Source organism: Polaribacter sargassicola, assembly GCF_021991835.1.
Taxonomy (GTDB): Bacteria; Bacteroidota; Bacteroidia; order Flavobacteriales; family Flavobacteriaceae; genus Polaribacter; species Polaribacter sargassicola.
Genome location: NZ_JAHDAU010000005.1, coordinates 14,172 through 26,375 on the forward strand (window position 1 = coordinate 14,172; position 12,204 = coordinate 26,375).

9 protein-coding genes are annotated in these 12,204 nt (G+C 28.7%); 4 read left to right on the forward strand and 5 right to left on the reverse strand.

The features are described from left to right. Nucleotides 1-2 precede the first annotated feature (2 nt). Nucleotides 3-596 (forward strand): YdeI/OmpD-associated family protein, encoded by a 594-nt coding sequence (locus tag KI686_RS09225; protein WP_237588994.1) that lies wholly within the window; start codon nucleotides 3-5, stop codon nucleotides 594-596. 17 nt (nucleotides 597-613) lie between these two features. Here the strand turns inward: KI686_RS09225 and KI686_RS09230 are convergent, their stop codons facing one another. The 5 genes from KI686_RS09230 to porX form a co-directional block, all read right to left on the reverse strand. Next, on the reverse strand, nucleotides 614-982 hold the full coding sequence (locus KI686_RS09230; RefSeq protein ID WP_237588995.1) for a DUF4258 domain-containing protein: 369 nt from the start codon (nucleotides 980-982) through the stop codon (nucleotides 614-616). Between the two features lie 55 nt (nucleotides 983-1,037). Beyond that, nucleotides 1,038-4,898 (reverse strand): T9SS type B sorting domain-containing protein, encoded by a 3,861-nt coding sequence (locus KI686_RS09235; protein WP_237588996.1) that lies wholly within the window; start codon nucleotides 4,896-4,898, stop codon nucleotides 1,038-1,040. A gap of 74 nt (nucleotides 4,899-4,972) precedes the next feature. Further along, nucleotides 4,973-6,169, reverse strand: coding sequence for an alanine dehydrogenase (locus KI686_RS09240; RefSeq protein WP_237588997.1), 1,197 nt, complete (start codon nucleotides 6,167-6,169; stop codon nucleotides 4,973-4,975). A gap of 7 nt (nucleotides 6,170-6,176) precedes the next feature. Next, the gene (tsaE, locus tag KI686_RS09245) at nucleotides 6,177-6,584 is read right to left on the reverse strand and encodes a tRNA (adenosine(37)-N6)-threonylcarbamoyltransferase complex ATPase subunit type 1 TsaE (protein WP_237588998.1); all 408 of its coding nucleotides are present in this window, start codon (nucleotides 6,582-6,584) and stop codon (nucleotides 6,177-6,179) included. Nucleotides 6,585-6,828: 244 nt separating this feature from the next. After that, nucleotides 6,829-8,376: a T9SS response regulator signal transducer PorX gene (gene porX / locus KI686_RS09250; RefSeq protein ID WP_237588999.1), complete on the reverse strand. Its 1,548-nt coding sequence runs from the start codon at nucleotides 8,374-8,376 to the stop codon at nucleotides 6,829-6,831. A 131-nt stretch (nucleotides 8,377-8,507) separates the two neighbouring features. Between porX and KI686_RS09255 the strand changes: the two genes are divergently transcribed. From KI686_RS09255 to KI686_RS09265, 3 genes are read left to right on the forward strand one after another with little or no spacing between them, the layout of a single operon-like run. Continuing rightward, nucleotides 8,508-9,731 (forward strand): HD domain-containing protein, encoded by a 1,224-nt coding sequence (locus tag KI686_RS09255; protein WP_237589000.1) that lies wholly within the window; start codon nucleotides 8,508-8,510, stop codon nucleotides 9,729-9,731. 45 nt (nucleotides 9,732-9,776) lie between these two features. Next, nucleotides 9,777-10,820, forward strand: a complete 1,044-nt coding sequence (gene lpxD / locus KI686_RS09260) for a UDP-3-O-(3-hydroxymyristoyl)glucosamine N-acyltransferase (RefSeq protein WP_237589001.1) — start codon at nucleotides 9,777-9,779, stop codon at nucleotides 10,818-10,820. After that, complete coding sequence (locus KI686_RS09265) at nucleotides 10,813-12,204, forward strand: bifunctional UDP-3-O-[3-hydroxymyristoyl] N-acetylglucosamine deacetylase/3-hydroxyacyl-ACP dehydratase (RefSeq protein WP_237589002.1); 1,392 nt, start codon at nucleotides 10,813-10,815, stop codon at nucleotides 12,202-12,204. Before lpxD ends, KI686_RS09265 begins: the two co-directional genes overlap by 8 nt.

The following is a 12,204-nucleotide window of genomic DNA, read 5'->3' on the forward strand; positions in this document are numbered from 1 at the left end:
GTATGAATGCTAAAGTATCAGAATATATTAATTTAAATAAAAAATGGAGTGAAGAATTAAAAACATTGCGTAGTGTAATGTTGCAATTGCCTTTAGAAGAAGATATAAAGTGGGGAATTCCTGCTTATGTTTATAAAGGGAAAAATATTTTAGGTTTATCTGCTTTTAAGAATTATTGTGGTATTTGGTTTCATCAAGGAGTTTTCTTAAAAGATAAAAGTAATATTTTAATTAATGCTCAGAAAGATAAAACAAAAGGATTGAGGCAAATGAGGTTTGGGTGTTTAGATGAAATTAATGTTGATTTGGTTAAAAGCTATGTTTTAGAAGCAATAGAAAACTCTGAATTAGGGAAAGAAATTAAACCTCAAAAAAACACAAAACCTATTATTTTACCTTTAGAATTGAAAGAGGAGTTTTCTAAAAATACAAAACTTAAAATTTTGTTTGATGAGTTTACATTATCTAAACAAAGAGAATTTTGTAACTTTATTTTAGAAGCAAAAAGAGAAACAACTAAACAGAAAAGACTTCAAAAAATTATACCAATGATCTTAAATAATATTGGTCTTAATGATAAATATCGTAATTGTTAATTAGCTTTTTATATAAACTAATTAACAATCACTTTTTCTATAGTAGATGTAGAATCGCAACGCTTAACCCATAGGCTAATATTTTTTAAGCTATCATTCCCTGTAATAAAATACTCTGCACATGGTTTTTTTCTTGGATTTCCTTTGCTAAAATCTACGTCACCATTATAGAGGATATTAGATATTTTTAAAGTATCTATATCAAACTTAGTCATAGTTCTTTTAGCTTCATCGGAAAACAAACGTTCTTTAATTCTAATGCTTTTTAACGTTCTAGCATCAGGACCATAATCAAAGGTTGCTTGTTTTTTTTGCCAGAAAAAATACACTCCAATAGAACCTATAGTTAAACCAATTAAATAGTAAGTAATCCTTTTTATTAACATGATAAAATTTTGAAATGCAAATTTAGCCTTTTTATTCAGTTTAAAGTCAGATAAACTATTTTCTTAATAAAGAAAAATGAGATCTAAATGTAGCTTGTTGTCCCTCTTTTGTGTACTTTAACAAAAACCAATAATCTGTATTTTGCATTTTATTTCCATTATTATTTAAACCATCCCATCCAGATCCACTAGGTTTAATGGTTTTAATTAGGTTTCCGTATCTATCATAAATTGTAATAGTGGCAGTTAAATCATTTTTTAAATCATTTATATTCCATGTATCATTAACTCCATCTCCATTTGGAGTAAAAAAACGTTGATAATCTAAAGCAATAAGCTCTAAAGTGATATCACTACAAGTGCCAGTAAGGTCTCTTACAATAACGTTATATGTACCAGGAATAATATTATCAAATTGATTTGAAGTTTGAAACTCACCACTATCTATAGCATAAACATAGTCACCAGCACCTTCATTAACAGCATTTATTTCTATATCATAAGTGTCAGAAAAATTGTTTGATAAGAAATTAATTTCAAAAACAGGGCTAGAGCCTTCTACAATAACATCTATAGTGTTGTAATCACAATCAGAATTACTAATAGGGTTTATAACTGTTGCTTCTATTGTATATGTACCAGGTTCTATAGCTTGCCAACTAGAAATAGATGTATTGTTTAATAATTCTCCTTCAAAATACCATTTTATATCATAATAACTAGGGTCTAATTGTGTATCTAATAAATAAGGATTTGTTACTTCATTTGTATCAGGATTAATACAAATAGCGCCATCTTGTATATTAAAATCTAAAAGAGGATGAACTGTTATAGTAAACATATCTTGAATATAACAATCAGGATTTCCTTCTGGGTAAGCTTTTACATAAATATTTCTTGTTCCAGCATCTGTAATTGTGTATTCTGTAGGGGTAATGATTTCAGTTAAAGCATCATCTAAATAGAATTCTACGATAGTATTTGGTATTGTAATGGTAGGCAATGTTACAGATCCACAAGATTCTAAATCACTTATAGGGTCTAATGTAGGTGTTGTATACATTGTAACAGTAAAAGAACTCTGGTTTTGACAAGGAATAAAGTTTGGGTCATCCTTATATATATAAATTGTTTGTGTAGTGTTTATTATATCACCTGCAAATAATTTTGTTCCGGCTCCTTCTGGTTCTGTATAATATTCTCCTACATTTAAAGGTTCTAGTATATAAGAGCTATCACATGTTTTAACATCTTCTAAAACATCTACTTGAGTTTTTAAAATTTCTATAAAAAAAGATTTTTCATTGTAGCAACCATCTAAATCTTCACTTTCATTATAAATGTAAATAGTTTGTGATTCTAAAATAGCATCACCCACAGATAATTGAGTACCTGTTCCATTTGGTCCACCACTTTCTGTATAGTAACTACCTCCGAATTCAAGTTCTGGTAAGGTATAAGTTTCACACTCGTTAATATCTTGATCGAAAACAGAAGGAATAATTGGTAAAGGAATTATAGTAACTTTAAAACTAGATTCGACATCACAATTACCATTTGAGTTATAGATATAAATAGTTTGGGTTTCACTAATTTCAGAGCCTTCTGCTATTAATTCTTGATCTTCAGAATCCGGACCTCCTGTTTTGGTGTAATACTCCCCATTTGTTAAAACAGGTAATGTCGGTAATTCACTTTCACACCTAGTTATGTCTTCAAAAGAGTCTACTACGGGTATATCATTTATTATTATATTTACTTCAAAACCTGTACAGTTATCACCTGTAATATTTGGAACATAATAATATACTGTTTGTGAATTTGTGATTTCGGTATTTGGAGGAATTATAGTTTGGTATGAATTATCAGAGTATAAATTACCATAATTTGAGTCTGGGACTATATATGTACCACATGATTGGATCTCTCTTTCTATTGTATCAGGTTTTATGATTATTAATTGAAAAAAGCTATTATTTGTACAACCGGTAGCAGGGTCAATACTATATCCATAAAAACCTCTAGACTGTGTAAATACTTCACCTTCAGAAAAATGCCGTCCCTCACCATTTGGAAAACTGAAATAACCACCATTTGTAATTTTAGGGAATGTATAGGAGTTACAAGTAATTATAGTATCAAAAGTATCTAAAGGAGGTATTTCATTAATAGTAATATTAAATTCTTTGCTTATTGAACACCCTACTGAATAAAAATAAATTGTTGTATCGTTTTCAATTATTGTACCTGCTGTAATTTCAGTTCCTCCACCATTTTCTGCGGTATAAAATTTACCTAAAGGAGTGTTAGGAATTTCAAAACTACCACATTGTTCTTTTTCTATTTCAAAATCACTACTAAAGTTTACTGTAAAACTTGTCTCATTAGAGCAAATGCCATTATTGTTGTATATATAAATTGTTCTTGTTGACGTTATTCTGTCTCCAGGGTTTAAAGAGCTTCCTGTTCCTCCAGATCCACTGTAATAATTACCATTACTTATAGAAGGTAATGTATATTCAGTACATTCGTAAACATCGCTTAGGTTATCTACAGCTGGTAAAGGATCAATATTTACACCAAAACTTACCACATCAAAACAATCGGTGTAATTATCATTACTTAATCTTGTCCATAAAGTAAAGTTATTGCTAGGTATTTGGTAAGAGGTAGGGTCTGTAATTTGATTTACATAATTATTAGCATCTGTTTCTGATGTATAATAACTAATTGTAAAATCAGAAGAATTTGCCCCGTTTAATATTGTGTTTATATCTACTTGTGAAGTAATATTAATAGTAGAAGATTCTGTACAGATTTGAACATCATTTGGTTTTGTAGCAACAAAACCAGATATAATTATTTCATCAGTAAGAGTACAAGTACTATTAGAAACAGAAAGAGAATATTCTCCAAGTTCGCTAACGGAAAGTGTAGGTCCGTTTTCACTTAAGAGAACACCATTTTTTTTCCATTCAAAACTAAAACCAGATATTCCAGAAAAACCAGAATCTAATACTATTTCTTCTCCTCCACAGATTTCTGTATCTTCACCTAAATCTAAAGATCCATCAAAACTACCTGTTTCTATAAAAACAGCAGAATCAAAATCAGAATCATTATAATCAGCTATAACAAACCTTAATTTATATGTTTGGTTAGGTATTACTGTAGCAGATGCATTTAATAATGTAGTATACCCTTTCATATTTATTATAGTGTTAGCAGCAGGGACTTCTGTATCATCATCATCATTTAACTGATCTAAATTATATGTGCTAAATAAATCTGCATTTTCAGAAAAACAATTAACATTATATTCTCCGCTTCTTATATTTCTTACAGAAATACTTTTGTTATCTGCAACCGTTGCAATATTAGTAGTTTCACCTGTACTAACGTTAGTTAAAAAAATAGCAAAAAGATCTCCTCTTTCACATTGTTCTTTTCCATATTCATTAGATGCAAAAATGTAATTAAAATTAAAATTATTACCTATTGGTGTAAATTCAAATTCTAAAAAAGCAGTATCTGTAAGATCAAAGTCTTCATCGGTTTCATTATCACTTATTTCTTGTAAACTAGCATCTCCATTTGTAGAAATTGTAGTACTTATATTATCACCAGTATATTCACCTCCAGAATATCTTACAAAACCATTTCTAATAATAACACCTTCGGATATCGGGAAATCTCCACCATTATTATTAAAATAACCTACTGATTGATTAGAAGAAAAATTAGAATTTGAAAAAGGTACACAAGTATTGCCTAAAAGTACTTCTACAAGGTTGTCTGTTGTGTATGATGTATCGTCAACACTTACTGTTTGAGAAAATATAGAAGATGAAATCACAAAAAAGAAGGCAAAAATAAATAGTTTTAAGTAACTTATTTTTGATGTTAAATGTGTCATATATTGATAATTATTTTTTTGATAAATTTAAAATAGATAAAAATAAAGAATGTTAATAATTCTAAGAGTTTTTATTAGATGATTAGTAGGTTTATATCCCTAAAAGGGATATCAAACCAATCTGCTACAGTTCTGTTTGTTAAAATTCCATGGTAAAAATACATACCATTTCTTAAACTTCTATCAAAACGAGCAGCATTTTCAAAACCACCTTCTTCTGCAATATTTAATAAATATGGTGTAAAAATATTACTAATAGATAGTGATGCTGTTCTAGCATAACGTGCAGGAATATTAGGTACACAGTAATGGACAACTCCATGTTTTACAAAAGTTGGCGTTTTATGTGTAGTAACATTAGAGGTTTCAAAACAACCACCTCTATCTATACTTACATCAATAATTACGGCTCCTTCTTTCATAGTCTCTATCATTTCTTCTGTAGCACAAATAGGCGATCTATTTTTACCTCTTATTGCACCGATAGCTACATCGCAACGCATTAATGCCTTTGCAACTGATTTAGGTTGTAATGTAGATGTGTAAATTGGTGAGTTTAAAGATTGTTGTAGTTTTCTTAATTTGGTAATAGAATTATCAAAAACTTTGACTCTAGATCCTAAACCCAAAGCAGTTCTTGCCGCATGTTCACCTACTGTTCCTGCTCCAAAAATAACAATACTAGATGGCGGAACACCACCAATATTACCTAAAAGCAAACCGTTACCTTTGTTAGTGCCACTCATTAATTCTGCAGCAATTAAAACAGAAGCAGTACCAGCAATTTCACTTAAAGATTTTACAATTGGGTACGTATTGTGTTCGTCTTTTATATAATCGAAAGCAACAGCTGTAATTCTTTTTTTAGCTAAGTTTTCAAAATAGGTTTTATTTTGTGTTTTTAGTTGTAGAGAAGAAATTAGAATTGTTTGTGGGTTCATATATTCTATTTCTTTTTCTGTTGGTGGGGCAACTTTTAAAACTATTTTACATTTAAAAGCTTCTTCTACATTATAAGAAATTTTTGCGCCAGCTTCAGAATATTCCTTGTCAGAATAATTTGCATTTTCTCCAGCTCCAGTTTCTACAACAATTCTATGACCATGAAAACATAAAGCAGAAACGGCATCTGGTGTTAAACAAACTCTTTTTTCGCCTAAATAAGTTTCTTTTGGTAAGCCTATAAAAAGTTCACCTTTTTGCTTTTTTATTTCTAGCATTTCTGTTTGTGGTAGCAATTCTTCTTTACTAAAAGGAGAAAATGAACTCATATTTAGATTATTTTAATTGAATATTACGTTGTTCATTCTCTAAAATAGTTAGATGAATTTTAACGGCTTCTAAAGGTAATAAATTTTCTATGTTTTCTGGCCATTCAATTAAACACCAATTATTACTATAAAAATAATCTTCTATACCAATGTCTAAAGCTTCTTCTTCGTCTGTAATTCTATAAAAATCAAAATGATATACTTTTTCTTCGTTTGTTGTTTGATATTCGTTTACCAAAGAAAAAGTTGGAGAAGATATGTTGTCTAAAACATTTAATTGTTTACAAATTTCTTTAATAAGAGTTGTTTTGCCAACACCCATTTGTCCGTAAAATAATAATGTTTTATTTTCTACTGATGCAATAAGTTTAGAAGCAACAGAAGTTAGGTCTTCTAAAGAGTAGTTTTTGTTCATAGCTACAAAAATAATAAATCTTACAAGTATTTTAAACTTATAAGATTTATTTAAATGTAATTCTGTTGGCAAACAAGTTTAGCCCTGATTGAACGGTTTGTTTGAGCTCTTTTTCTTATGCTAAAATTAGTAAACAATCTGTTTTAAGAATGCAATTGCTTTTTTAATAAAAAGTGATTTTAACCAAAATAAGCATAAGAAAAAAGCGAGTAGTGAAAGCAGGAAAAAGCTTCTTAAAATTATTTTATTTAGGGCTATAAACCGCACAAGGTATAATAACTTCTTCTAACGAGATGCCTCCGTGTTGATAGGTGTTTTTATAGTATTTTACAAAGTGATTAAAGTTATTTGGATAGGCAAAAAATAAATCTTCTTTTGCAAAGATAAAAGGTGCATTCATGGCAATTGTTGGTAAGAAAATGTCTTTAGGATTTCTAACAACATATACATCTTTTTCTTCATAAGAAAGGCTTCTACCTGTTTTGTAACGTAAGTTTGCACTTATATTTTTATCGCCAATTACTTTTGTAGGATGTTTGCAATTAATGGTACCATGGTCTGTTGTGATAATTAATTTTTGTCCTAATTTTTGTGCTTTTTGTATAATTTCGAACAACGGAGAGTTTTTAAACCAGCTTAAAGTTAAACTTCTGTATGCTTTATCATCACCAGCTAGTTCTTTAATTACTTCCATTTCTGTTTTAGAGTGCGAAAGCATATCAACAAAATTGTAAACAACAGCAGTTAAATCGTTTTGTTTTGTGCCGTTGTAATTATCTGCAAGATCTTTACCATTTTTTAGGTTGGTAATTTTATAATATTCATGCTTAATATTTAAACCTAAACGTCTAATTTGTGCAGATAAAAACTCGTTTTCATACAAATTCATTCCGCCTTCGTCTGTATCATTTTTCCAGAAATTAGGATGACGTTTTTCCATTTCAGAAGGCAACAATCCAGAAAAAATAGCATTTCTTGCGTATTGTGTAGCTGTTGGTAGTATTGAAAAATAAGAATGTTCTTGATCTTTTTTGTAATGATTATTAATAAAAGGTTCTAAAATTTTATATTGATCGTAACGTAAATTATCTATAACAATCCATAAAACTCCTTGGTTTTTAGTTAAATTAGGTACTACGTAATCTTTAAAAAGAGTGTGAGAAAAGGTAGGTTTATCATGCGATGTTAAGAAATCTTCGTAATTTTTTTTAATAAATTTAAAAAACTGACTGTTTGCTTCCTGTTTTTGGCTTTCTAAAATACTTAGCATTCCGGGATCGCTAATGTTTTCTAACTCAAGTTCCCAATGAATAAGTTTTTTATATAATTCAATCCAATCTTCATAAGAATTTACCATTGCCAAATCCATAGAGATTTTTCTAAATTCTTGTTGGTAATTAGATGTTGTTTTTTCTGATATTAAACGAGAGTGATCTAAGTTTTTCTTTAAACTTAATAAAATTTGATTGGGATTTACTGGTTTTATTAAATAATCGGCAATTTTAGATCCAATAGCTTCTTCCATAATATACTCTTCCTCACTCTTTGTAATCATAACAACAGGCAAATTTGCCTTTTTTTGTTTAATTTCTGCAAGTGTTTCTAAACCTGTTAAACCAGGCATATTTTCATCTAAAAAAACAATATCAAAATTTTGTTCATCTACAAAATCAATTGCATCTGCACCATTAGTACAGGTAGTAACTTTATAGTTTTTACGTTCTAAAAAAAGAATGTGAGGTTTCAATAATTCAATTTCATCATCAACCCATAATATTTGTATATTACTCATATTCGTTTATAATTTTAACATTTAACGATAAAAGTAATTAATTGTTATACTTATATCATTTTTCAAAATGATAAAATATTGCCAAAAAAAATAATGTTTGTATTTTGCACATTATTGCAAAAACATCTCTTTTGAAGAAAAAAAAACCAAATAAATTAAAGATTTTAAATGATCCTATTTATGGATTTATCCAAATACCAAATACTTTAATTTTTGATATTATAGAACATCCTTATTTTCAGCGATTAAGAAGAATTACACAAATGGGGTTTTCTAACTTGGTTTATCCTGGCGCAAATCATACTCGTTTTCATCACGCACTTGGTTGCATGCATTTAATGCAAAAAGCAGTACAAGTTTTACGTTTTAAGCAAGTAGAAATCTCTAATGAAGAAGAAAATGCACTTTACATTGCTATTTTATTACATGATATTGGGCACGGAGCATACTCACACGCATTAGAGCATAGTATTGTTAGCGGAATTTCTCATGAAGAAATTTCGTTAAAATTTATGAAGAAATTAAATACAGAATTTAAAGGAAAATTAAGTTTAGCAATAGAAGTTTTTGAGGGTAAATATCATCGAAAATTTTTAGGCCAATTAATTTCTAGTCAGTTAGATATAGATAGGTTAGATTACCTTAAAAGAGATAGCTTTTATACAGGTGTAACAGAAGGAAATATTTCATCAGATAGATTAATAGCTATGATGAATGTAAAGGAAGATGAATTAGTTATAGAGCAAAAAGGAATTTATTCTGTAGAAAAATTTTTAATAGCTAGGCGTTTAATGTATTGGCAAGTATATTTACATAAAACAGGTTTGGTTGCAGAAAATATGTTAGTTAATGTACTTTCTAGAGCAAAAGAGTTAGCTGGAAAAGGTGTAGAGTTGTATGCTAGTACATCATTAAAATATTTTTTATACAATCAGATAAATCAAGAAAATTTTGATGATTTAACTTTAAACATGTTTGCTACTTTAGATGATTATGATGTGTTATCAGCCATTAAAGAATGGATAAATCATGAAGATAAAGTGTTGTCTTTATTATCTAAAATGATAATTGATAGAAAATTATTGAGGATAGAAATGCAACAGAAAGAATTTAAAGAAGCAGAAATTAATAAGAAGTTAGGTAAAATTGCTAAAAAGCTAGACTTAAATAACGAAGAAGTAAAGTTTTTTGTTTTTTCTAAAAAGATAGTAAATCAAGCATATCAACAAAATAAGCCAATTTATATTTTAAACAAAAAAGGAAAAATTAAAGACATTGCTAAAGCATCCGATCAATTAAATTTACAAGCACTCACAAATCCTGTTATAAAACACTTTATTTGTTATCCAAAGTAAAATGATATTAGCCAAATCACTATAAATTTTATATTTTTGCCTTTAATGAAATTTACAGCCCAACAAATAGCAGATATTTTAGAAGGAGATGTTGTAGGAAACCCTAATGTAGAAGTTTCTAAACTGTCTAAAATAGAAGAAGGAGAAATAGGTTCTTTAAGCTTCTTATCTAATCCTAAATATAAATCTTTTTTATATAGTAAAAAAGCGTCTATAGTTATTGTTGATAAAACTTTTGAACCAGAAAAAAAAGTTTCATCAACTTTAATTAAAGTAGAAAGCGCATATGAATCTTTTTCTAAAATTTTAGAATTTTATAACGAAGTAAAAAATAATAAATTAGGCAGAGAAATGCCAAATTTTATAGCAAATTCTGCTAAAATAGGAGAGAGTGAGTATATTGGCGCATTTGCGTATATTGGAGAAAATGTAGTTATAGGAGAAAATGTAAAAATTTATCCGAACACATATATTGGAGACAATTCTGTGATTGGAGACAATTCTATAATTTTTTCTGGAGTAAAAATTTATTCAGAAACTATTATTGGTAATAATTGTAAAATACATTCTGGTACTATTATAGGAGCAGATGGTTTTGGATTTGCACCAAATAAAAATGGAGAATATAAGGCAATACCACAAATTGGTAATGTGGTTATTAAAGACAATGTAGATATAGGTTCTGCTTGTACAATAGATAGAGCCACTTTGGGTTCTACAATTATATGGGACGGTGTTAAATTAGACAATCAAATACAAGTTGCACATAATGTAGAAATAGGAAAAAACACTGTTATTGCTTCTCAAACAGGTATTGCAGGTTCTACTAAAATAGGAGAAAACTGCATGATTGGTGGGCAAGTAGGCTTTGTTGGTCATATAACTATTGGTAACAATGTAAAAATTTTAGCACAAGCAGGTATCTCTAAAAGTTTAAAAGATAATGAGATTGTAAATGGATCTCCTGCATTTAAAATACAAGATTTTAATAAAAGTTCTGTCTATTTTAGAAATTTACCTAAAATAGCATCAAAAATTAATAATATAGAAAAAGAGTTGAAGACTCAAAAACAAATTATAAATGAGTAAGAACCAAAAAACAATACAGAAAGAAATTACTTTATCTGGTGTAGGAATACACACAGGTAAAACGGTTAATATGACAATTAAACCTGCACCAACAAATTATGGTTTTGCATTTTGTAGAGTAGATTTAGAAGGTTCTCCAATAATAGAAGCAAAAGCAGAATATGTTGTAAATACTCAGAGAGGAACAAATTTAGAAAAAAACGGAGTTCAAATTCAAACTTCAGAACACGTTTTAGCAGCAGCTGTAGGTTTAGATATAGATAATTTATTAATAGAGATAGATTCTCCAGAGCCACCTATTATGGATGGTTCATCTAAGTTTTTTGTAGAAGCTTTAGAAAAAGCAGGAATAAAAGAGCAAGATGCAGAAATAGAAGAGTATGTTGTTAAAGATATTATTTCTTACAAAGATGAAGAAACTGGTAGCGAAATTATTTTAATGCCATCAGATCAATACCAAGTAACTACAATGGTAGATTTTGGTACAAAAATTTTAGGTACACAAAATGCCAACTTAGAAAAAATTTCTGATTTTAAACATGAAATTGCAGATGCAAGAACTTTTAGCTTTCTGCATGAAATAGAAATGCTTTTAGAAAACGATCTTATTAAAGGAGGAGATTTAAATAATGCCATTGTTTATGTAGATAAAGAGTTATCTGAAGAAACAATGGAAAAGTTAAAAAAGGCATTTAAAAAAGATGATATTGCAGTTAAGTCTAACGGAATTTTAGATAATTTAACTTTACATTGGGCAAATGAAGCAGCAAGACATAAATTATTAGATGTTATTGGTGATTTAGCTTTAGTAGGTGTTAGAATTAAAGGTAAAGTTATAGCAAACAAACCAGGACATTTAATAAATACCCAGTTTGCAAAAAAGCTAGCAAAAATAATAAAATTAGAAAAAAGGAATTACGTACCACAATATAATTTAAACTTAACACCTTTAATGGATATCCATCAAATTATGGATATTCTGCCTCATAGACCACCGTTTTTATTGATTGATAGAATTATAGAACTTTCTGATAAACATGTTGTTGGGATGAAAAATGTAACAATGAATGAAAACTTTTTTGTTGGTCATTTTCCAGGTTCACCAGTTATGCCAGGTGTTTTACAAGTAGAAGCAATGGCACAATGTGGAGGTATTTTAGTTTTAAGTACAGTACCAGATCCAGAAAATTATTTAACTTATTTTATGAAAATGGATAATGTTAAATTTAAGCAAAAAGTATTACCTGGAGATACTGTAATTTTTAAATGTGAGTTAATTACTCCTATTAGAAGGGGTATTTGTCACATGCAAGCTTATGCTTATGCAAACGGAAAATTAGTAGCAGAAGCAGAGTTAATGGCACAAATTGCCAGAAAAAAATAA